We start from the raw sequence: 21,470 nt of genomic DNA, 5'->3' as shown, positions 1-21,470 counted from the left end.
GAGGTGTTATGAGCGATCCCTCCGTGCGCCGGTACTCCGGACGCTCGGTCGACGAGTGGAAGGCCGCCAGGCGGGAGCGCCTGCTGGACGCCGCTCTGGAGCTGTTCGGGACCGACGGGTATCCCGCGACCTCGGTGGAACGCCTGTGTGCACAGGCGAAAGTGTCGACCCGGCACTTCTATCACGAGTTCCAGAACAAGGAAGCCGTGCTGCTCGCGGTGCACGCCCAGGTGATCGAGCTGGGGGTGCGCAGTACGGGGGAGGCGCTGGCCGCGACGGCGGACGCACCGGTCCGCGAGCGGATCACCGCGGCCGTCGACGGCTACCTGCGGACCATCATGACCGACCTGCGCCGGGCCCGGATCTCGTTCGTCGAGGTGGTCGGGGCGAGTCCGGCGGTGGAGGAGCAGCGGATCGCGTTCCGCGAACTGCTGATCTCCAGCGTGAACTCGATCGGCGAGACCGCCGTGGCCCGCGGCGAGATCACCCGCAGGGACTTCCGGTTCGTCGGCCTGTCCTTCATGGGCGCGGTCAACACCGTCGTCTACGACTGGATGCTGGCCGACCCGCGCCCACCGGAGGCGCAGGTCCAGGTCGCCCTGCGCGAGCTCGCGGTCAGTCTGATGACAGCAGACCCCCGCGACGGCGACCCGTCGGGAGGGTGAAGCGCTTGCGCAGCTCGGCCATCGCGTCGTCGTGACCCAGTCCCGCCGCGGACCGGAATGCCACCTCGTAGGCCGCCTCGCCCAGTGCTGCGGTGGCACCCTCGACGGTGCGGCGGACCCACTGATCAGGAATCGTCCGTGCGCCGCGGATCGCCGCCGCCAGGCCGAGGGTGCGGGCGGCGAGCTCCGCGTCGCCGGCCATCAGTTCGACCGACGCCGCGACCTCGACCACGGCCGACGCGATCGGCATGTCCTCGGTGGTCAGCCCCAGCGCGACGGCCGGCTCGATGTTGCCGCGGGCCCCGGAAAGGTCGCCCTTGGCAACCATTACCCGGGCCAGCTCGGTCCTCACCATCGCCTCGCCGTGCGGTGCCATCCGCTCGGCCTGCGGGTCGAGCGTCGCGAGCGCCCGCTCGGCCAGCTCGAGCGCCTCGTCCAGCCGTCCGGACATCCGGCTCAGCGCGGCCATGCCCATCAGCGAGATGCCCTGGCCGCCGCGACCACCGGTCTCCTCGGCCAGCAGCTGCGCCTCGCGGACGTCGGCCCAGGCACCGTCGAGGTCACCCAGCTCCGCGCGGCTGGTCGCCGCCTGCCCGAGCAGTTGCGGCATCCCTTCGCTGGTGCCCAGCTCCTGGGTCAGCCGCATCGCCTCGGCCAGCGCGTCGATCGCGGCCTGGTGATTTCCGTGGGTCGCGGCATGAGCGGCCAGACCGCGCAGCGCCAGCGACGTACCCCATCGGTCGCCGAGTGCGCGGAAGCCGTCGAGAGCGAGCTGCAGGTCCGCGGCCATCTGCTCGACGTCGCCCTCGTTCTCGCGGAACATCGCCGTCATCATCACGGCCATGTTCCGGGTCCAGGGATCGACGCTCTCCCGTGCTTCCTCCAGCTGCTTGAAGGAGGTCGCCTTGTCCCGCCGGAAGGCGGCCCACGCGGCGTTGGTGAACCAGCCGACCGCGGACAGCCGGACCTCCTCGTGCCGCCGGCTGAGCAGCCGCACCTCGGCCAGTCCACGGATCGCCTTGGCCACCGAGTCCGAGGGGTCCGCGCCGTTGGACAGCGTGCCGAGCGAGTAGAGCATCACGGTCAGCGCCCGGGCCAGCGGCTTCGTCGGTCCCGGTACGGCGAGCGCCGCCTCGAACCAGGCCACCGCCTCGGACGGGCGGCCGCGCATGTTCCAGTACTGGCCGAGAACCGCGACCAGCTTGATCGAGTCGTTGGCCCGGCCGGCGTCGATCGCCGTCCGCAGCGCGTCCAGCAGGTTCTCGTTGTCGGCGTCCATCCGGGACATCCACTGCAGCTGGTCGCCGGTGCGCAGCTTCGGTTCCGCCTTGCGCAGCAGGTCACCGAAGTACGCCGCGTGCGCCTCGCGGACCTGGTCGACTTCACCGGCGGCCGCGAGCTGCTCAGCGCCGTACGCCTTGACGGTCTCGAGCATGCGGTACCGGACCGATCGCTCCTCGGCGCCGGCCTCGACCAGCGACTTGTCGACCAGTGAAGCCAGTACGTCGAGCACGGCCTCCGGTGGCAGACCTGGTCCGCTGCAGACCTGCTCGGCGGCCTCCAGCGTCGCGCCACCGGAGAAGCGCGACAGGCGGCGAGCGACGGCCTGCTCGTCCGGCTCCAACAGTTCCCAGCTCCACTCCACGACCGCACGGAGCGTCTGATGCCGCGGCAACGCCGTACGGCTGCCGCTGGTCAGCAGGCGGAACCGGTCGTTCAGCCGGTCCACGATCTGCAGGGGAGTGAGGGCTCGCAAGCGCGCTGCGGCCAGCTCGATCGCCAGCGGCATCCCGTCGAGCCGGCGGCAGATCTCCGCGATGGCCTGACGGTTCCCGTCCGTGATGGCGAAGTCCGGCCGGACAGCGCGAGCGCGGTCGACGAACAGCCGGATCGCCGGGTAGTCATCGTCGGTCGCGTCGAGCGGTGGCAGCGCGAGCGGACCGACCTGGTGCAGGTGTTCGCCGGAGATGCCGAGCGGTTCGCGGCTGGTGGTCAGCACCCGCAGCCGCGGGCACTGCGCGAGCAGCGAGTCGACCAGTCCGGCGACCTCCTGGATCAGGTGCTCGCAGTTGTCGAGCACCAGCAGGATGCGGCGGTCGGCGATCACCTCGACCAGCCGGTCCGTCGCCGAGCGGCTGGTGGGGAAGCGCTTCGGCGTCAGCGTGGTCTGCATGCTGTCGACGTACTCGCTCGCGCCCAGCGCTGACAGCAGCGTCGGAGCCACGTCGGCCTCTTCGGCCAGCGGCGCGAGCTCAACGAAGTAGATGCCGTCACCGCTCTGGGTCACCAGCGTCCGGCCGGTCTCGGTCGCCAGCCGGGTCTTGCCGGCGCCACCTGGCCCGACCATCGTCACCAGCCGGGTCCCGTCGTTCAGCTGCCGCGACAGCTCGGCCACGTCCTCGGTCCGCCCGACGAAGCTGGTCAGCGGGGTCCGCAGGTTGCTCTTCGGCTTGGGCGCCGGATCAGTTGCCTGTACGCCGGCCGAGGTCGCCGGCGGATCGATCTCGTCTCCCCGCAGTACTGCCACGTGGACGTCGCGCAGCCGCGAGCCCGGGTCAGCACCCAGCTCCTCGGCGAGCGTCGTACGGACTCGCTCGTACGCCGCAAGCGCCTCGGCCTGGCGGCCGTCGGCGGCGAGCGCACGGATCAGCAGCTCGTGCGGGCGCTCCCGCAACGGGTGGGCGAGGGTGAGCCGTTCCAGGTCGGCCACGACGTCACGGGCGTGCCCAGTGGCGATTCCGGCCTCGGCCAGGTCCTCGGCAGTGCCCAGTCGCAGTTCGGTGAGCCGGTCCGCCTCCACCTGGGCGAACGGCAAGTCGCGCAGGTCGGCCAGGGCCTCGCCGCGCCAGAGCCGGTCGGCCTGGGACAGCAGCTCACGCGCTTGGGCCGGGTCCCTGGCGAGCAGCTGCCGGCCACGTCGAGCCAGCTCCTCGAACTGGACCGCGTCGACGCAGTCAGGTCCGATGGTCAGCGTGTAGCCGGCCGGGCCGGACTGGACCGAGATGCTCGACTCGGTAGCGGGCAGACCGGCCCGCAGACGGGAGACCAGCGACTGCAGCGCGTTCGCACTGGGCGCTTCACTGCCCCACAGCCCGTCGACCAGGGTGTCCACACCGACCGGCCGGCCGGCGCCGAGAGCGAGCCTGGCCAGGAGTCCGCGCAGCCGGACGCCGCGGACGTCCAGCGGTGAACCGTCGGCCGCCCACATCGCGAGTGGACCGAGCACCGCTATGCGCACTCCACCAGCCTCCCACAGCACCCGCTCAAACCCCCTGCCGTTTGTCACACTCGTCAGCCGAATCCACTGCCGCTCGTCACACCTCCCGGGCTAAGGTCGGCTCTCGTGACCGATATCGCCGCGCACACGCAGACCGCGCTCACCCGGATCATCACCGAGCGTCAGACCAAGGGCCGGGTTCCGGGCCTGGTCGGCGCCGTCGCCCGCGGCGGGAAGCTCGCCTGGTCGGGCGGTGTCGGCTCGGCCTCGCTGGACAGTCCCGGCGTCGCGCCGACCGCCGACACGCAGTACCTGATCGCCTCGCACAGCAAGACGTTCACCGCGGTCGCGATCATGGCGTTGCGCGACGAGGGCAAGCTCAGCCTCGACGACACCGTCGAGAAGTTCATCCCGGAGAGCAAGCACGCCGGCGTCACCGTCCGGCAGATGCTCAGCCACGTCAGCGGCATGCAGCGCGAACCGATCGGCGACGTCTGGGACGTGATGGCCTTCCCGGACCGCACCGAGCTGATCGCCGGCTGGAACGAGGCCGAGCGGATCGGCAAGCCGCACCACCGGTTCCACTACTCCAACCTGGTCTACTCGGTGCTCGGCGAGATCATCGCGCGGCTCGACGGCCGGTCCTGGTACGAGTCGATCCAGGCCCGCATCCTGCAGCCGCTGGAGATGCGCCGGACCACGGTCGGCATGGACGGCGGCCCGGCCGCCTCCGGGTACTACGTTCCCCCGTTCAGCGACGTACCGGTGCCTGAGCCGCTGCTCTCCCTCGGCGCGATGGACGCCTGCGGAGGCCTCGCCAGTACGGCGGAGGACCTGGCCAGGTGGACCTCGTTCCTGGCCGACCCGACCGACGAGGTGCTGTCGAAGGACACCCTCGACGAGATGTGCCAGCCGCAGATCATGGCCGACCTGGACCGCTGGCAGCTCGGCTTCGGCCTCGGGTTCATGCTGCTCCGCGTCGGCGAGCGCGTCTTCATCGGCCACACCGGTGGCATGCCCGGTCACATCACCGGCACCTTCCTGCACCGTCCGTCCGGTACGGCGGGCATCGCGCTGATGAACACCTCCGCCGCGCCGTCCCCGGCCGCCATCGCCACCGAGCTGGCCGTCAAGGTGCTCGACGAGGACCCGGTCCTGCCTGAGCCCTGGACCCCCGGCACGACGATCCCCACCGAGCTCGCCGGCGTCCTCGGCACCTGGTTCACCGAGGGCTCGCCCTTCGTCTTCTCGGTCCGCGAAGGCCACCTGGAGGCGAAGTCCCCGGTCGCCGCGGACTACGTCGCCCCGGCCGTCTTCGAGCAGATGTCCCCGGACGTCTACCGGACGGTCTCCGGCCGCGAGACCGGCGAGCTCCTCCGCATCACCCGCAACGCCGACGGCACCCCGGTGAAGTTGAACTGGGCAACGTACCTGTGCACCCGCGAGCCGCTGGCTTTCGGCCAGCACCTGTGAAACAAGGGGGCGCCGAGGCGCCCCCTTGTCCACGTCCTACAGCTTGTCGTACGACGTACTGCCGTCCAGGATCTCCCGGATGATGTCGAGGTGCCCGACGTGCCGGGCCGTTTCCTCAATCAGGTGGCAGAGCACGTAGCGCACCGAGGCCGCGCCGGCCTCGCGGACGGACGGGCCCTGCTCGAGTGCGTCGAGCGAGAGGTTCGCGATGGCCGCGTTCGAGCGGGCGCACTCCTCGTCGTACTCGTCGAGAAGCTGGGTCAGCGGGACGTCGTCGACGAACATCTCGGCGTCGACGTGCCCGTCGTCGGTCCACGGCGTCTGCCCGGTGTCGGGCACGCCGGCCACGTTCAGCTGGAACCAGGAGTACTCGTTCCAGCGCAGGTGGGCGACGAGGCCCGCCATCGTCATCAGCGGCGACGTCGGCAGCACCTTGCGGTGCTCGTCGGCGGGCTTGAGGTCCTTGCACTTCATCCGCACGAACGACCGCTGAAGATCCAGCCAGCCGATCAGTTGGGTGCGCTCGTCCGCGGTGAGCGGCGGACGGGTTACTTCGGTCATTCACGACTCCAAGAGTGGAACTGGAGCCACCGCTCAGTCGCGGGTACGACGAGTCGGCGGCACGTAGGTCTTACCAGACATCGCGCTCACCTCCTCTCGTCGTTGAACCGAACCCTAGCGCGTCGAGGGTCCGGAGCCCAACAGGATTGCCTTCACCTCGGCCTTGAGCACCTTGCCGACCTTCGAGCGCGGCAGTTCGGTCCACACCACGACCTGCTTCGGCGTCTTCACGCTCCCCAGCCGGCTCTTCACGTAGTTGCGCACCTCCGACTCCGACACGGTCAGCCCCGGGTGCAGCTGCAGTACGGCGGTGACCCGCTCGCCCCACTTCTCGTCGGGCAGCCCGACGACCGCGCAGTCCTGGATCGCTGGGTACGTCATCAGCGCCTGCTCGACCTCGGCCGAGTACACGTTGAACCCACCGGTGATGATCATGTCTTTCGCCCTGTCCACGATGTAGAGGTAGTTGTCGTCGTCGAGGAACCCGATGTCCCCCGTGTGGTGCCAGCCGTACGCCGAGGCCGCCGCGGTCGCCTCGGGATCCTGGTAGTACCCGGCCATCACGAGCGACCCCCGGACCACGATCTCCCCGCGTCCACCGTGATCCAGGAGCCGCCCGTCGTCCGCCATGATCGCGACCTGGGTCAGCGGACTCGGCCTCCCCGCGGACGCGAACCGCTCGACCGCGGGCGAACCGTCGGGGTGGAAGTGGTCGGCCGGCGCCATCGTCGCGATCATCATCGGCGCCTCGCTCTGGCCGAACAGCTGGGCCATCACGGGCCCGATCCGCTCCAGCGCCTCCTCCAGGCGGGCCGCCGACATCGGCGCCGCGCCGTACCAGAAGCACTGCAGGGAGCTCAGATCCGTGCTGGGCAAGGAATCCTCGGCCAGCAGCATGTAGATCAGCGTCGGCGGCAGGAACGTGTGCGTGACCCGGTGCCGCTCGACCAACCCCAGGAACTGCGGAAGGTCGGGCTTCGGCATCACGACGATCTCGCCGCCCAGCGTCAGGACCGGGAAGCACAGTACGCCGGCCGCGTGCGTCAGCGGAGCGAGCGCGAGGTAGACCGGCCGGCCCTCGAACGGGTAGGCCATCAGCGTGATCGCCGACATCGTCTCCAGGTTGCGCCCGGTCAGCATCACGCCCTTCGGGCGCCCCGTCGTACCGCCCGTGCCGACCAGCAGTGCGACGTCGTCGACCGGCTCGGCCTGCCACGGCTCCGCCGGTACGCCGTCCAGCCACTCCGCCAGACTGTTTGCCTCGGGCAATGAATCGTCCAGGCAGACGACCAGTCGAAGTTTCGGCAGCTCCGGCAGGATCCGTTGCACCAAAGGCAGGAACGCTCGCTGGAACACCAGGACCGAACAGTCGAACGCGTCCAGCAGATCCCGGTTCTCGGCCGCCTCGTTGCGCGGGTTGACCGGGCACCAGACAGCGCCGGCCCGCGAGATCCCGAAGACGCAGGCGAACGCGATCGGATTGTTCGCCGACAGGATCGCGACCTTGTCACCGGGCCCGATGCCGGACTTCGCCAGCGCCCGCGCGACCTGGTACGAGAGCTCCTGCACCTCGCCGTAGCTCAGGCTGGTCCCGTCCATGGTCAGGCAGGGCGCCGCCGGACCGAGCGACGCCCCTTTGTCCAGATAGTCGTACAACCGCACGCGAACTCCTCAGCGAGTGGAGCAGGCGCGGGAGCGATCCGAGGGGGGTGAGAGGGACGCCCCCGCGCCTTGTCTCAGTGGTGGACGGTCACAACGGGTTCGAGCACCAGCCCGAAGCTCCGCAGGACCCCCAGCAGTTCGCGGTGCCCGAAGGCCTGACAGGCCGAGGCGAGCCCGGCCCGATGCGGCGGTTGCTGCAGCAGCGAGTACGCCGCGTACGCCTGCAGCGCGCCGGTCTGCTTGTAGTTGCTGTTGCCGTAGATCACGCAGTGCGCGCGCCCGAGCGGCCCGGTCGCATAGACCGAGTCGAGCGAGGTGTTGACCCGTGGGTTCTCCCGCGGCGGCATGCTGGCCTGGACCGAGGCGGCCACATCCGCGAGCGCCGACTCCTGCTGGTCGGCCGGCAGCGTCTTGATCTGCGTCTCGACCATCTTCACGGCCTCGACCACGCCCTGCATGACAGCCCGGTCGAAGACGCCACCGGCGACCTTGACGTTGGCCACCCGCGGGTCGTTGCGGAACCAGACCGGGTGGCTAGTGCCGCCCCAGGGCAGTGCGAGCGCGGACTCGTGCTGACCCGGCACGTTCACCTCGAACGTGGTCAGCGGGTCCCACTTCACCAGCTTGTTCTGCTCCAAGTAGTGCCAGTCCGCCTTCAGGATCGTGAAGATCGTCTGCGTCGACGCGTACGTCGGGAAGCCCTTCCACAGCACGAGAATGTCGAGCGTGTCCAGGCCGGGCGTCTCCAGGCAGATGTTCGCCGCGATCTCACCGGTGGTGTACATCTGCGCGATGCCCGGGCCGAGCAGCAGCCCCTGGGACGCGAACTTGTCGCCCCAGTTCTCCTGCGCCGCCAGCATCCAGTCCTGCTCGCCGGTGGTGTCCAGGTAATGGCAGCCGGCCGCGAGCGCCGCCTCGACCACCTCGGGCCCGTACTTCACGAACGGGCCGACCATGTTGCTGACCACCTGCGCGCCGCTGAACAGTTCGGTCAGCGCGCCGACCTCGTGGTCGACCTCGACCACCTCGTGCTCGACGGTCTCGATCCCGGGGACCTTGTCGAGCACCGCCTGGATCCGGGCCTTGTCACGGCCGGCCGCGATGAACGGGACGTGGTACTCCCGCAGGTACTCGCACACCAGCCGGCCGGTGTAGCCGGAGGCGCCGTACACGACGACGGGTTTGGTCATCTCACATCCCCATTCCGCCGTCGACCGGCAGGCCCGCGCCGGTGATGAACTTCGCCGCGTCGGAGGCCAGGAACACGACCGCGTCGGCCATGTCGCCGACCTCGCCGAGCCGGCCCAGCGGCGTCAGCCCGATCACGTCGCCGACCGCCGCTTCGGCCGACGGCCAGAGTCCGAGGGTCACCATGTCCGCCGCGAGCTTCATGCCCATCTCGGTCGGGACGAGCCCTGGGTAGACACAGTTCACCCGTACGCCGTACCCGAGCTTGCCGGACTCCATCGCCGCCACACGGGTCAGCCGGTCGACCGCCGACTTGGTCGCGGAGTAGCCCGCGATGCCCGGGAACGGGATCGTCGCCGCGACGCTGGAGATGTTGACCACCGAGCCACCAGACCCCGCCGGTCCGCCCGGGCGCATCGCCCGGAACGCGTGCTTGATGCCGAGCGCGGTGCCCAGCACGTTGATCTCCAACATCTTCCGTACGTCGTCCGGTTCGAGGTCGACGACCAGTCCGGACAGCTCGACGCCGGCGTTGTTCACCAGGATGTCCAGACCGCCCAGCTCGCCGACGGCGGCGCTGATCGCGGTCTCCCAGTTGGCGTCGTCGGTCACGTCGAGCTTGACGAACACCGCGTTCGCGCCGGTCTGCTTCAGTTCGTCGGCGGTCGCGCTGCCCAGGTCCTCCTGGATGTCGGCGATCACCACCGACGCTCCGGCGGCGGCGAGTGCCGCGGCCATCCCGGCGCCGAGGCCGCGGGCGCCCCCAGTCACCAGAGCCTTGCGTCCGGTCAGGTCGTACATGGCATCTCCCCTCAGACGGTGCGGATGCTTTGACGCCACGGTCACCGGTGAGGCGGTGACCGGGCGATGGAACTCAGCGTCATCGAAGTTTGGACAGTCGTCAAGACTTTCTTGGACACCTGTCAAGGAAATCCCGGAGGTCCGGGTAGGATCGTGGGCAGGAGGCTCGCCGATGACCGAGGTGACGGACCGGATCTCGCGCCGGCAGGTGGACAAGTTCGCGGAACGCCGCGCACAACTGGCCACCTCGGCGCTCCGCACGCTGTCCGAGCTCGGGTACGCCCGGACCAGCCTGCGCGAGATCGCCCAGAACTCCGAGTTCTCGCATGGAGTGCTGCACTACTACTTCCGCGACAAGGTCGAGCTGATCACCGCCTGCGTCCGCCAGTACAAGGCCGAGTGCGTGACCCGGTACGACGAGATCGTCGTCACCGCCACCACCGCCGAAGGCCTGCGCAAGGACTTCGCCGAGGCCCTCGCGACCACCTGCCGCGAAGACGCCTCCATGCACCGCCTCTGGTACGACCTCCGCAACCAGGCCCTCTTCGAGGAGTCCTTCCGCAAGGACGTCCTGGAGATCGACCAGACCCTCGAGCTGATGATCTGGCGAGTGGTCACCACGTACGCCGACCTCGCCGACCGCCCACTGGCCGTCACGCCCTCAACGGCGTACGGCCTACTCGACGGCCTCTTCACCCAGGCCCTGCTCCGCCATCTAGCCGGAGTCCCCACCGCCACCGAAGACCTGGCCGCAGCGGCTCACCAAACCCTGCCAAAACTCTTGGAGCCCTGACCCACCGACCTACAAGTCGGCACCACCGATCATCCTGTCGTCTCCGCCAGGGTGCCGGCCTCAGAGCTTCCGCTGGTCGTTGATCCGTTTCGCCTTGCCCAGTGAGCGTTCCAGAGCATGCGGCGCCAGCACCTCGATGGTCGCGCTGATTCCGATGTGTGTCTTGATCCGGTGGGCGAGTTCGCGGGAGGCCGATGTGTGGTCGACCAACCCAGGAGCAGCTTCGACCTGAACAGTCAGCTCGTCGAGTCGGTTCGGGCGGGTGAGGACACACAGGTAGTGCGGCGTCAGTCCCTCGACCAGCAGGAGCTGTTCCTCGATCTGTGTCGGGAACACATTCACGCCTCGGACGATCATCATGTCGTCGGTGCGTCCGGTGATCTTCTCCATCCGCCGCATCCCGGGCCGCGCCGTACCGGGCAGCAGACGGGTGAGATCCCGCGTCCGATAGCGCAGGACCGGAAAGGCTTCCTTGGTCAGTGTGGTGAACACCAGCTCGCCCTCGGACCCGTCCGGCAGCACCTCGCCGGTGACCGGGTCGATGATCTCCGGGTAGAAGTGGTCCTCCCAGATGTGCAGCCCGTCCTTGGTCTCGACGCACTCCTGCGCGACACCCGGGCCCATCACCTCCGACAGCCCGTAGATGTCGACCGCGTGCATCCCGGTCCGCTGCTCGACCTCGAGGCGCATCTGCTCGGTCCACGGTTCCGCGCCGAAGATCCCGATCCGCAGCGAGGTGTCGCGCGGGTCGAGCCCGCGCGCCTCCATCTCGTCCAGGATCGACAGGAAGTACGACGGCGTGACCATCACGATCTCGGCGCCGAAGTCGCGGATCAGGTCGACCTGCCGCTCGGTCATCCCGCCCGAGACCGGGACCACCGTGCACCCGAGCCGCTCGGCGCCGTAGTGCGCACCGAGCCCACCGGTGAAAAGCCCATATCCGTAAGCCACATGGCACACATCGCCCGCGCGCCCACCCGCAGCGCGGATCGACCGCGCGATCAGGTCCGCCCACCGATCGATGTCGCCGCGCGTGTACCCGACGACGGTCGGCCTGCCCGTCGTACCGGAGGAAGCGTGAACCCGCACGACCTCGGACCGCGGTACGGCGAACATCCCGAACGGGAAGTTGTCGCGCAGATCCTTCTTCGCCGTGAACGGCAGCCGGCTCAGGTCCGACAGCTCCCGCAGATCGTCAGGCGTGAAGCCGACCCCGTCCAGCGCCGCCTTGTAGTGCGGCACATTCTCGTACGCCGCGCGCACCGTCGTCTGCAGCTGGGTGAGCTGCCGCGCCCGCAGCTCGTCGACGGACATCCGCTCGCCCGCGTCCTGCAGCTCAGGCGGGCAAGCTTCACCGAGAAAGCGCTCGGTCATTGGCGGGAGACCTCTCTGGGATGTCGTCAGGGCCGCGCCAGCAAGGTCGCGATCCCTTGCCCGACGCCGATGCACATGGTGGTCAGCGCGTACCCGGCGTCGCGGTGGCGAAGCTCCAGGGCGGCGGTCAGAGCGAGGCGGGCGCCGGACATCCCCAGGGGGTGACCCAGGGCGATGGCGCCGCCGTTCGGGTTGACGTGCTCGGCGTCGTCGGACAGCCCGAGCTCCCGCAGTACGGCGAGCGACTGCGACGCGAACGCCTCGTTCAGCTCGATCACGCCGACGTCGGCGAGCGGGACGCCGGTCCGGTCGAGCAGCTTGCGGGTCGCGGGCGCGGGCCCGATCCCCATGATCCGCGGCGGTACGCCGGCCGCCGCCGTCCCGACGATGCGGGCCAGCGGGGTGACGCCGAGCCGCTCGACCGCCTCGCCGCTCATCACCAGCAGCGCGGCCGCGCCGTCGTTCACGCCGGACGCGTTGCCGGCGGTCACCGTACCCGGGTCGCGGAACGGAGTCTTCAACCCCGCAAGGGCTTCCAGCGACGTCTCGCGCGGGTGCTCGTCGGTGTCGACCACGGTCACCGCGCCGCGCTTGCCGGGCACCTCGACCGCGACGATCTCCTCGGCCAGCCGCCCGTTCGCGATCGCCTTGGCCGCGCGCTGCTGGCTGCGCAGCGCGAACAGGTCCTGGTCCTCGCGGGCGATGCCGAAGTCGGCCGCGACGTTCTCCGCGGTCTCCGGCATCGAGTCGATCCCGTACTGCTTCTTCAGCACCGGGTTCACGAAGCGCCAGCCGATCGTGGTGTCGAAGATCTCCGCCGAGCGCGAGTACGCCGAGGTCGCCTTCGGCATCACGAACGGCGCCCGCGACATCGACTCGACGCCGCCGGCGATCACCACGTCGTTGTCACCGGCAACGATCGAGCGCGCGGCCGAGGCGACCGCGTCCAGGCCGGAGCCGCAGAGCCGGTTGATCGTCGAGCCGGGCACGCTCTCCGGCAGCCCGGCCAGCAGTACGGCCATCCGGGCGACGTTCCGGTTGTCCTCGCCGGCCTGGTTCGCGCAGCCGAGCACGACATCGTCGATCGACGCCGGGTCGAGCGACGGGTGCTTTGCCAGGAGGGCCCGGATCACCCCCGCCGCGAGATCGTCGGGCCGCACCGCGGCCAGCGCCCCGCCGTACCGGCCGATCGGGGTCCGTACGCCGTCGACGAGGTAGGCGACGCGACTCATGAGTCCTCCTTGATGACGGTTCCGGACAACTGGCGGCTGCGGCCGCGGAACTCGGCGACGACCTCGTCGCCGCGGCGCACGGTGACGTCGTAGATCCCGTTGCGCCCGTACGACGTCCGCTCGACCGCCTCGGCGACCAGGACGTCGCCGCGCCGGGCGGCCGTGACGAAGACGATGTCGCAGGCCTGCGCGACTGTGACCTGGTTGCGCGAGTTGCAGGCGAACGCGAACGCGGAGTCGGCGAGCGTGAAGACGAAGCCACCGTGGGCGATACCGTGGCCGTTCACCATGTCGTCGCGCACCGTCATCTCCAGACGCGCCGTGCCGGTTCCGACCTCGATCAGGCGCATTCCGAGCATCGCACTGGCGGTGTCCTCGGCCCACATCGCGGCCGCCACGCGGGACGGCAGGTTCTCGCCCATGCTGTTACACCCTATCGCCGATTCGTCTGCCGACTGTAACATCAGCCTCGTCGACCATCTCAGCTTGGAGCGCACCCCATGACATCGACCGACTGGCTCGCCACCCACCGCGACCGCCTCGACGGGGCGCTGGCGGCGATCCGCAGCCGTGGCTACTTCTCCGCCTTCCCCGAGTCGCCGAGCCCGCGGGTGTACGGCGAGACGGCGGCCGCGGACGGCAAGGCCGCCTTCGAGCAGCATCTCGGCAAGGAGTACGCGCTGCCCACCCCCGGCGCGAACGGGACGGTCGTCACCGAGCAGTCGCCGTTCGGCATCGAGCTGAACGTCGAGTACCCGCGCACCACCGAGAGCGGCCTGGACGAGCTGCTCGCCGCCGCCCAGGCGGGGCTGACCGACTGGCGCAAGGCCGGGATCGACGGCCGGACCGGCGTCACGCTGGAGATCCTCGACCGGCTGCACAAGCGCATCTTCGAGCTCGCGAACGCCGTACAGCACACCAGCGGTCAGGCCTTCGTGATGGCGTTCCAGGCCGGCGGCGCGCACGCGCTGGACCGGGCGCTCGAGGCGGTCGCCTACGCGTACGAGGAGATGAGCCGCTACCCGGCCGAGGCGCTCTGGGAGAAGCCGGCCAAGGGCGACCCGATCCGGATGACCAAGAACTTCACCGTCACCGGCCGCGGCGTCGCGCTGGTGATCGGCTGCAACACGTTCCCGACCTGGAACTCCTGGCCGGGCCTGTTCGCCTCGCTCGTCACCGGCAACGCCGTCGTCGTCAAGCCGCACCCGCTGGCCGTCCTGCCGCTGGCGATCACCGTCGACGTCTGCCGCGAGGTGCTCGCCGAGGCCGGTCTCGACCCGAACCTGGTCACCCTGGTCGCCGAGCGTCCGGACGACGGCCTGGCCAAGCCGCTCGCGCAGCGCCCCGAGGTCAAGCTGATCGACTTCACCGGCGGCAGCGAGTTCGGCGAGTGGCTCGAGCAGAACGCGACCCAGGCGACCGTGTTCACCGAGAAGGCCGGCGTCAACGCGGTCATCATCGACTCGACCGACTCGTTCAAGGCGCTGTGCAACAACCTGGCCTTCACGCTCTCGCTGTATTCCGGCCAGATGTGCACCACCACGCAGAACCTGTTCGTCCCGGCCGGCGGCATCGAGACCGACGAGGGGCACAAGTCCTTCGAGGAGGTTGGCGCGGGCATCGCCACCTCGATCGGCAAGCTGCTCGGCGACGACGCCCGCGCGGTCGAGATCCTCGGCGGCATCGTGAACCAGGCCGTGGTCAGCCGGCTCGACCTGGCCGTGGAGTACGGCGACGTCGTGCTGCAGTCGCGCGCGATCAAGCACCCGGCGTACGACGACGCCGTGGTCCGGACGCCGCTGCTGGTCGCGATCGACGCCAAGGACGAGGGCGTCTACGGCCGCGAGTGCTTCGGTCCGGTCTCGTTCCTGGTCAAGACCGCGGACACCAAGGAGTCGATCGAGCTGTTCGGTCGCACGGTCGCCGAGGGTGGCGCGATGACGGCCGGCATCTACTCGACCGACGAGGGCGTGCTGGAGCTGGCCCGCGACACCGCGCTGGACGTCGGCGTCGCGCTGTCGGAGAACCTGACCGGCCAGGTGTTCGTGAACCAGTCGGCGGCGTTCAGCGACTTCCACGGGACCGGTGCGAACCCGGCCGCCAACGCGACGTACACCGACGGTGCCTACGTTGCGAGTCGCTTCCGCGTCATCCAATCTAGGCGTCATGCCTAACCCTGTGGATGACCGGAATCTGACCGAGGTCCTCGCGTACTACGACAGCTGGCTGGCCTTCAACCAGCGCTACCAGCGGGTCCCCGGGATCCAGGCCGCCGTGTACGCCGGGGACCGGGTCGCGCTGTCCACGGCGTACGGGCAGGCCGACGTCGAGGGCGGCGTCGCGCTGACCCCGGAGCACCTGTTCCGGATCGCGTCGCACTCGAAGACGTTCACCGCGACCGCCGTACTGCAGCTGGTCGAGCAGGGCCGGCTGCGGCTCGACGACAAGGCGTCGGCGCACGTCACCGAGATCGTCGGCACGACGCTGGGGGAGCGCACGCTGCGCGACCTGCTCAGCCACGCCGGCGGGATCACGCGGGACAGTCTGGAGGCGGACCACTGGCAGCTCGCGACGCCGTTCCCGGACCGTGAGCACCTGATCGGCGTACTGACGACGGACACGTCGGCGGTGCTCGAGGACAACGACCGGTTCAAGTACTCCAACATCGGCTACGGCCTGCTCGGCCTGGTGATCGAGGCGGTCACCGGGACGTCGTACAACGAGCACGTGCAGACCGCGATCGTGGCCAAGCTCGGCCTCGCCGACCTCGGTCCCGAGCTCGACCCGAGCCGGAGCGCGCAGTACGCCGCCGGCTACAGCGCCTACGCGTACGCCGATCAGCGGGTGCCGATCGAGCACGTCGACACCCGCGCGCTCGCGTCCGCGACCGGCTTCTACGGCAGCGCGCGGGACCTGGTCACGTACTGGTCGGCCCACCTGATGGGCGACGCGCGGCTGTTGAGCGACGCGTCGAAGCGGCAGATGCAGCACGGGCTGTGGAAGACGACCGACGAGGACGGGCCGCGGTACGGGCTCGGCCTGATGATCAACCAGGTCGCCAAGCGGGACGTCTTCGGGCACGGCGGCGGCTACCCCGGGCACATCACCCGCTCGATGGTCGACCCCGAGCGCCGGATCGCGGTGTCGGTGCTGACCAACGCGATCGACGGCCCGGCTGCGCAGCTGACCGAGGGGCTGCACAAGCTGATCGACCTGGCCGAGTCGAAGGACCGCGGCGAGGGCGACCTGGCCCGCTTCACCGGGCGCTTCGCGAACCTGTGGGCCGTGATGGACATCGCGCTGCTCGGTGGGCGGCTCTACCAGATCGACCCGACCGCGGCGGACCCGACGGCCGAGCCGACGACGCTGGAACTCACCGATGACACCACGCTCCGGGTGACCAGTGGTTCAGGCTACGGCGCGTACGGCGAACACCTGCGGTTCGTCTTCGGTGCCGACGGCCAGGTCGAGTCGGTGCGCGGCGGAAGCGGTCTGGTCAGCCGCCCGATCGAGCAGTACTCGTTGCCTGATCGCGTGACCGCCGTACGGTAACCGCATGACCATTCACGGGGACCACCCGTTCCTGCCCGCGGAGAGCGACCGGAGTCCGGTCCGGCGCTTCCGCGGGCGACTGGCCTCACCGGTCGGCCTCTGGACCAGCGAGTACGCCGGGAAGCGGGCCGGCCTGACGGTCTCCTCGATGGTTGTCGGCGACGGCGACCCCGGCGTCGTGGTCGGCCTGATCGACCCCGACTCCGACCTGTGGGAAACGTTGCTCCAGGCAAAGACCGCTGTGGTCGGTCTGCTCGGCGGCCCCCACCAGCAACTCGCCGACGCCTTCGGGTACGTCGCCCCCGCGCCGGGCGGCCCGTTCCGCATGCTCGACTGGACCGAGACCTCGTGGGGTCCGGCGCCGGTCGGGGTCAGCACCTGGGCGGGCTGCCGCCTGGTGACCGAGAACCCGCCCGAAGCCGGCTGGTCGTTGCAGGTCCAGCTCGCGATCGAGCACGTCGAGCTGCTCGCCGACGACGTACCGCCGCTGGTCCACCGCCGAGGCCGCTACACCGTCATCTGAATCTTCAACCACCAGGCTTATGCTGCGGGCATGCGAGCCACCACGATCCATGCCCCGTTCGACGTTCGGCTCAGCGAGGTGCCGGACCCGGTGATCGTCGATCCGACCGACGCGGTGATCAAGATCGTCGCCGGCTGCATCTGCGGGTCGGATCTCTGGTCGTACCGGGGTGAGAACAAGATCAAGCCGGGCAGCCGGATCGGGCACGAGTACGTCGGCATCGTCGAAGAGGTCGGCGCCGACGTCCGGACCGTGAAGCCGGGTGACTTCGTCGTCACGCCGTTCGTGGCCAGCGACGGCACCTGCCCGAACTGCCTGGCCGGGTACCAGTCGGTCTGCCAGAACATCGTCGGGATCGGCAGCGACCGCGCCGACGGCGGCCAGGGCGAGTACGCCAAGGTCCCGTACGCCGACGGCACGCTGGTCGCGACGCCCGAGGTCCCGGACAACGCGTTGATCCCGTCGCTGCTGACGCTGTCCGACGTGATGGGCACCGGTTGGCACGCGGCCCGGTCGGCGCGGGTGAAGGCCGGCGACACCGTCGTGGTGGTCGGCGACGGTGCGGTCGGGCTGTGCGGCGTACTGGCCGCGGTCCGGATGGGCGCTGAGAAAGTTGTTGCCCTGTCGCGGCATGAGTCCCGTCAGAAACTCGCCAAGTCCTTCGGCGCCACGCACATCATCGCCGAACGCGGCGACGACGCGAAGAACGCCGTACTGGAGCTGACCGACGGAGTCGGCGCGGACGCCGTACTGGAGTGTGTCGGGACGGACCAGTCGTTCAAGACCGCGTTCGACGTCGCACGAGCCGGCGCGACGGTCGGGTTCGTCGGCGTACCGCACGGTGTGGAGGTCCCGATCCGCAAGATGTTCAGCAAGAACGTCGGACTGGCCGGAGGGGTCGCGCCGGTGCGCGCGTACCTGCCGGAGCTGATGGGCGCCGTCCTGGCCGGTGAGATCGAACCGGGACGCGTGTTCGACCAGCAGTTGCCGCTGGCGGAGGTGGCCGAGGGCTACCTTTCGATGCACGAGCGCCGCGCGATCAAGACCCTACTGTGGCCCTGATCTACAAATCCACACAAAAGGTGTCACATGTGCACAACGTGCTGGGGCTGAGCGTTGACACCTCGTGACGCTGGTGCCCAGAGTTGGCCCGTCAAGGGGGCGTTCGTTGTCAGACAGCTCCTTCAGCTGATCGGAGAGTGAAACATGCGTGGTGGTTGGAGCAAGACCGTCGCGGTGCTGGGTGCCGCGGGTCTTCTCGCGGTCAGTGCCTGCGGGAACAGTGACGACGGTGGCAGTGGGGACTCGTCGGCGAACAAGGACGTCACCGTCTTCACCTGGTGGGCCGACGGCGGCGAGAAGGCCGGGCTCGACGGCCTGGTCTCGACGTTCGCGACCGAGTGCAAGGACTTCAAGTTCGTGAACTCGGCCGTCGCCGGTGGCGCCGGCTCGAACGCCAAGCAGGTGCTGGCGAACGACCTGGCGGCGGGCAAGCCACCGTCGACGTTCCAGGCGCACGCCGGCGCCGAGCTGGGCGACTACATCAAGAACGGCCAGGTCGACGACGTCAGCGACCTGTACAAGGAGTTCGGTCTCGACAAGGCCTTCCCGCAGAGCCTGATCGACAACCTGACCGTCGACGGCAAGATCTACTCGGTGCCGGCCAACGTGCACCGCGCCAACGTGGTCTGGGCCAACCCGGCCGTTCTCAAGAAGGCCAGCCTCGACGCGACCAAGGCCCCGGCCTCGGTCGACGCCTGGATCGCCGACATGGAGAAGCTGAAGGCGGCCGGGGTCAAGGCCCCGCTGGCCACCTCCAAGGGCTTCGCCGAGGAAATGGTGATGGAGGTCGTGCTGCTCGCCGAGCTCGGCCCGGACAAGTTCACCGGCCTGTGGAACGGTCAGACCGACATGGCCGGGGCCGACGTCACCGCCGCGCTGGAGAAGTTCAAGAAGATCCTGTCGTTCAGCAACGCCGACCGCGAGGCGATCGACTGGCCGGACGCGCTGCAGTACGTGAACAAGGGCCAGGCGGCGTACACCGTGATGGGTGACTGGGTCGCCGCGCAGCAGCTCGCCGACAAGGTGCCGGACTCGGCGTACACCTACTGGCCGGCTCCCGGTACGGCGGGCAACTTCCAGTACCTGGCCGACTCGTTCACCCTGCCGACCAACGGCCAGGACCCGGACGGCGCCAAGTGCTGGCTGAAGGTCGTCGGTTCGGCCGACGGTCAGAAGGCGTTCAACACCAAGAAGGGCTCGATCCCGGCGCGTTCCGACGCCGTTGTGACCGACTACCCGAAGTACCAGCAGGCCGCGATGGCCGACTGGAAGGCCAACAAGATCGTCCCGTCCTGCGCCCACGGTGCCGCGTGCACCCTCGGCCAGAACGACTCGATCCTGTCCGCGATGGGCCAGTTCAGCAGCGGCATGGACGTCGCCGTACTGCAGAAGGCACTGGTCGCCGCGGCCAAGCCGAACTGATCCGCACGTAGTTCTTAGTTCTTACCGGCCGACCAACGATTCGGAGTCCTGAGTCTCATGCACGGAAGGATCCGTACCTGGGGTCCGGGGGCACTGGTACTGCTGCCCACGGTCCTGCTGCTCGGGTACTTCGTCTACGGGCTGATCGCCTGGACGTTCAACACGTCGCTGACGGACAAGCACAACGCCCGGCCGGTGCCGACGAACCACGTCGGTTTCGAGAACTACGTCAACCTGTTCGGTGAGGAACGGTTCCTCAACTCGCTGAAGAACCTCGGCGTGCTCACGGTGGCGTTCATCGTGGGCACGCTGATCTTCGGCCTGCTCTGGGCCCTGCTGCTGGAGAAGGGAGTGCCGGGCGAGAGCATCTTCCGCTCGGTCTTCCTGTTCCCGATGGCGGTGTCGATGATCGCGTCCGGCGTCGTCTGGGGCTGGTTGCTCAACCCGTCCCAGGGCGACGACGCGCGCGGCCTGAACCGGCTGTTCTCGATCCTGCACCTGAACTTCCTCGAGAACCCGTGGTGGACCGCGGGTTCGCGCTGGACCACGATGGCCTCGATCGCGTTGCCGGCGGTCTGGCAGCTGTCCGGCTACATCATGGCGCTGTTCCTGGCCGGCTTCCGCGGCATCCCGCCGGAGCTGCGCGAGGCGGCCCGGGTGGACGGCGCGTCGGAGTTCAAGCTCTACCGGTACGTGCTGTTCCCGCAGCTGTCGCCGATCGCGCTGTCCGCGCTGATCATCCTCGGCCACATGTCGCTGAAGCTGTTCGACCTGATCTACGCGATCACCGGGCCGAACCAGTTCCGCACCGAAGTGCCGTCGGTCTACATGTGGAACACCCTGCTCCGCAGCGACATGGCGAAGGCGGCCGCGATCGCGATCGTGCTGCTCGCCGTCGTCGCTGTTCTCGTCATTCCGTACGTCGCGTACACCGTCCGGCAGGAGAGCGAAGAATGAGCGTCGTCGACGCCAGTCAGGCGACCGGCAAGGCCGCCGCGGCGGTCGCCAACAAGCCACGGCGCAACGCGGTCAGCGACGGCTCGACCCGCAAGAGCCGGACCGTGCGGTACATCCTGCTGCTGCTCTTCCTGCTGTTCGTGCTGACGCCGGTGTACGTCGTACTGATCACCAGCTTCAAGACCTCCCAGGACACCACCGCCGCCGCGCAGTGGTCGCTGCCGGAGACCTGGACGCTCGAGCCCTGGCGCAAGGCCTGGGACGTGCTGCAGCCGTACATGGTCCGCTCGCTGTCGCTCGCCGTACCGGCCGCGATCATCGCGTCGCTGATCGGCTCCGCGAACGGGTTCGTGCTGGCGCGCTGGCGCTTCCCCGGCGCGAACCTGGTGTTCGCGTTCATCCTGTTCGGCATGTTCATCCCGTACCAGGCCGTGATGCTGCCGCTGCGGCAGACCTACCAGGACCTGGACGTCACCCGCGGGATCCCGACGCTGCTGATCACCCACGTCATCTACGGCCTCCCGATCTGCACGCTGATCTTCCGCAACTACTACGCGACCGTCGTCCCGATGGAGATCATCGAGTCGGCCCGCGTCGACGGCGCCGGGCTGGTCCAGACCTACCTGCGGATCATCCTGCCGATCTCGATCTCCGGGTTCGTGGTCACGCTGATCTGGCAGTTCACCTCGGTCTGGAACGACTTCCTGTTCGCGCTGTTCCTGACCCAGCAGAACAACGGGCCGGTCACGCTCGGCCTGGCGGCGCTGTCCGGCGGGCAGAAGGTCGACTACGCGGCATCGATGGCCGGTGCGCTGATCACGTCGTTCCCGACGCTGCTGGTCTACATCGTGCTCGGCCGGTGGTTCATCGGTGGACTGATGGCCGGTGCGCTGAAGGGTTAAGTCTTGACGGCTGTGTCGCGGCCCGTGGCTCCCTCGTGGAGCGACGGGCCGTAGTACTTATGTCACGGCGTGTCGTAAAGGTTGTC

The 21,470-nt window shown here is 69.2% G+C and carries 18 protein-coding genes; 10 read left to right on the top strand and 8 right to left on the bottom strand.

Annotation, left to right across the window (positions count from 1 at the left end):
- The first annotated feature begins 8 nt into the window (after positions 1-8).
- Positions 9-665 carry a TetR/AcrR family transcriptional regulator gene (locus tag ACYVIO_RS04890; RefSeq protein ID WP_460649427.1) on the top strand — a complete coding sequence of 219 codons (657 nt, stop codon included), beginning with the start codon at positions 9-11 and terminating at the stop codon, positions 663-665.
- Here ACYVIO_RS04890 and ACYVIO_RS04885 read toward each other — a convergent pair.
- On the bottom strand, positions 616-3,951 hold the full coding sequence (locus tag ACYVIO_RS04885) for an ATP-binding protein (RefSeq protein WP_460649426.1): 3,336 nt from the start codon (positions 3,949-3,951) through the stop codon (positions 616-618). The two genes, ACYVIO_RS04890 and ACYVIO_RS04885, sit on opposite strands and share 50 nt — an antisense overlap.
- Before the next feature lie 57 nt (positions 3,952-4,008).
- On the opposite strand from ACYVIO_RS04885, the gene ACYVIO_RS04880 reads away from it, so the two are divergent.
- A complete protein-coding gene (locus ACYVIO_RS04880) occupies positions 4,009-5,355 on the top strand; it encodes a serine hydrolase domain-containing protein (protein ID WP_460649425.1) in 1,347 nt (448 codons plus the stop codon).
- A 36-nt stretch (positions 5,356-5,391) separates the two neighbouring features.
- On the opposite strand, the gene ACYVIO_RS04875 is transcribed toward ACYVIO_RS04880, so the two are convergent.
- The 4 genes from ACYVIO_RS04875 to ACYVIO_RS04860 form a co-directional block, all read right to left on the bottom strand.
- Positions 5,392-5,916: a DinB family protein gene (locus tag ACYVIO_RS04875; protein ID WP_460649424.1), complete on the bottom strand. Its 525-nt coding sequence runs from the start codon at positions 5,914-5,916 to the stop codon at positions 5,392-5,394.
- A 114-nt stretch (positions 5,917-6,030) separates the two neighbouring features.
- A complete protein-coding gene (locus ACYVIO_RS04870; RefSeq protein ID WP_460649423.1) occupies positions 6,031-7,578 on the bottom strand; it encodes an acyl-CoA synthetase in 1,548 nt (515 codons plus the stop codon).
- 74 nt (positions 7,579-7,652) lie between these two features.
- On the bottom strand, positions 7,653-8,768 hold the full coding sequence (locus ACYVIO_RS04865; RefSeq protein WP_460649422.1) for a DUF5938 domain-containing protein: 1,116 nt from the start codon (positions 8,766-8,768) through the stop codon (positions 7,653-7,655).
- Position 8,769: 1 nt separating this feature from the next.
- A complete protein-coding gene (locus ACYVIO_RS04860) occupies positions 8,770-9,567 on the bottom strand; it encodes an SDR family NAD(P)-dependent oxidoreductase (protein WP_460649421.1) in 798 nt (265 codons plus the stop codon).
- Between the two features lie 172 nt (positions 9,568-9,739).
- On the opposite strand from ACYVIO_RS04860, the gene ACYVIO_RS04855 reads away from it, so the two are divergent.
- A complete protein-coding gene (locus tag ACYVIO_RS04855) occupies positions 9,740-10,360 on the top strand; it encodes a TetR/AcrR family transcriptional regulator (protein WP_460649420.1) in 621 nt (206 codons plus the stop codon).
- Between the two features lie 60 nt (positions 10,361-10,420).
- Here ACYVIO_RS04855 and paaK read toward each other — a convergent pair whose 3' ends face one another.
- The 3 genes from paaK to paaI are packed head-to-tail and all read right to left on the bottom strand — an operon-like array spanning position 10,421 to position 13,388.
- Positions 10,421-11,734, bottom strand: a complete 1,314-nt coding sequence (gene paaK, locus ACYVIO_RS04850; RefSeq protein ID WP_460649419.1) for a phenylacetate--CoA ligase PaaK — start codon at positions 11,732-11,734, stop codon at positions 10,421-10,423.
- A 26-nt stretch (positions 11,735-11,760) separates the two neighbouring features.
- Complete coding sequence (pcaF, locus tag ACYVIO_RS04845; RefSeq protein WP_460649418.1) at positions 11,761-12,966, bottom strand: 3-oxoadipyl-CoA thiolase; 1,206 nt, start codon at positions 12,964-12,966, stop codon at positions 11,761-11,763.
- Positions 12,963-13,388: a hydroxyphenylacetyl-CoA thioesterase PaaI gene (paaI, locus tag ACYVIO_RS04840; RefSeq protein WP_460649417.1), complete on the bottom strand. Its 426-nt coding sequence runs from the start codon at positions 13,386-13,388 to the stop codon at positions 12,963-12,965. Before paaI ends, pcaF begins: the two co-directional genes overlap by 4 nt.
- 78 nt (positions 13,389-13,466) lie before the next feature.
- On the opposite strand from paaI, the gene paaN reads away from it, so the two are divergent.
- The 7 genes from paaN (at position 13,467) to ACYVIO_RS04805 (ending at position 21,384) form a co-directional block, all read left to right on the top strand.
- Positions 13,467-15,140 carry a phenylacetic acid degradation protein PaaN gene (gene paaN, locus ACYVIO_RS04835; RefSeq protein WP_460649416.1) on the top strand — a complete coding sequence of 558 codons (1,674 nt, stop codon included), beginning with the start codon at positions 13,467-13,469 and terminating at the stop codon, positions 15,138-15,140.
- Positions 15,133-16,518, top strand: coding sequence for a serine hydrolase domain-containing protein (locus ACYVIO_RS04830; protein WP_460649415.1), 1,386 nt, complete (start codon positions 15,133-15,135; stop codon positions 16,516-16,518). The genes paaN and ACYVIO_RS04830 overlap by 8 nt, the downstream gene beginning before the upstream one ends.
- A 4-nt stretch (positions 16,519-16,522) precedes the next feature.
- The gene (locus tag ACYVIO_RS04825; protein WP_460649414.1) at positions 16,523-17,041 is read left to right on the top strand and encodes a flavin reductase family protein; all 519 of its coding nucleotides are present in this window, start codon (positions 16,523-16,525) and stop codon (positions 17,039-17,041) included.
- A gap of 30 nt (positions 17,042-17,071) precedes the next feature.
- The gene (locus tag ACYVIO_RS04820; protein ID WP_460649413.1) at positions 17,072-18,103 is read left to right on the top strand and encodes a zinc-dependent alcohol dehydrogenase family protein; all 1,032 of its coding nucleotides are present in this window, start codon (positions 17,072-17,074) and stop codon (positions 18,101-18,103) included.
- Positions 18,104-18,247: 144 nt separating this feature from the next.
- Positions 18,248-19,525, top strand: coding sequence for an ABC transporter substrate-binding protein (locus ACYVIO_RS04815; protein ID WP_460649412.1), 1,278 nt, complete (start codon positions 18,248-18,250; stop codon positions 19,523-19,525).
- 57 nt (positions 19,526-19,582) lie between these two features.
- Complete coding sequence (locus tag ACYVIO_RS04810; protein WP_460649411.1) at positions 19,583-20,482, top strand: carbohydrate ABC transporter permease; 900 nt, start codon at positions 19,583-19,585, stop codon at positions 20,480-20,482.
- Entirely contained in the window at positions 20,479-21,384 is a 906-nt protein-coding gene (locus ACYVIO_RS04805; RefSeq protein WP_460649410.1) for a carbohydrate ABC transporter permease, read from the top strand. The genes ACYVIO_RS04810 and ACYVIO_RS04805 overlap by 4 nt, the downstream gene beginning before the upstream one ends.
- The last annotated feature ends 86 nt before the right edge of the window (positions 21,385-21,470 follow it).

The organism is Kribbella endophytica (assembly GCF_054781295.1).
This window is presented reverse-complemented; position numbering and strand designations above follow the sequence as displayed.

Coding starts and splice junctions, on each gene's coding strand:
- ACYVIO_RS04890 (WP_460649427.1), top strand. CDS start 9: ATGAGCGATCCCTCCGTGCGCCGGTACTCCGGACGCTCGGTCGACGAG.
- ACYVIO_RS04875 (WP_460649424.1), bottom strand. CDS start 5,916: ATGACCGAAGTAACCCGTCCGCCGCTCACCGCGGACGAGCGCACCCAA.
- ACYVIO_RS04865 (WP_460649422.1), bottom strand. CDS start 8,768: ATGACCAAACCCGTCGTCGTGTACGGCGCCTCCGGCTACACCGGCCGG.
- ACYVIO_RS04860 (WP_460649421.1), bottom strand. CDS start 9,567: ATGTACGACCTGACCGGACGCAAGGCTCTGGTGACTGGGGGCGCCCGC.
- ACYVIO_RS04855 (WP_460649420.1), top strand. CDS start 9,740: ATGACCGAGGTGACGGACCGGATCTCGCGCCGGCAGGTGGACAAGTTC.
- paaK (WP_460649419.1), bottom strand. CDS start 11,734: ATGACCGAGCGCTTTCTCGGTGAAGCTTGCCCGCCTGAGCTGCAGGAC.
- pcaF (WP_460649418.1), bottom strand. CDS start 12,966: ATGAGTCGCGTCGCCTACCTCGTCGACGGCGTACGGACCCCGATCGGC.
- paaI (WP_460649417.1), bottom strand. CDS start 13,388: ATGGGCGAGAACCTGCCGTCCCGCGTGGCGGCCGCGATGTGGGCCGAG.
- paaN (WP_460649416.1), top strand. CDS start 13,467: ATGACATCGACCGACTGGCTCGCCACCCACCGCGACCGCCTCGACGGG.
- ACYVIO_RS04830 (WP_460649415.1), top strand. CDS start 15,133: ATGCCTAACCCTGTGGATGACCGGAATCTGACCGAGGTCCTCGCGTAC.
- ACYVIO_RS04825 (WP_460649414.1), top strand. CDS start 16,523: ATGACCATTCACGGGGACCACCCGTTCCTGCCCGCGGAGAGCGACCGG.
- ACYVIO_RS04820 (WP_460649413.1), top strand. CDS start 17,072: ATGCGAGCCACCACGATCCATGCCCCGTTCGACGTTCGGCTCAGCGAG.
- ACYVIO_RS04815 (WP_460649412.1), top strand. CDS start 18,248: ATGCGTGGTGGTTGGAGCAAGACCGTCGCGGTGCTGGGTGCCGCGGGT.
- ACYVIO_RS04810 (WP_460649411.1), top strand. CDS start 19,583: ATGCACGGAAGGATCCGTACCTGGGGTCCGGGGGCACTGGTACTGCTG.
- ACYVIO_RS04805 (WP_460649410.1), top strand. CDS start 20,479: ATGAGCGTCGTCGACGCCAGTCAGGCGACCGGCAAGGCCGCCGCGGCG.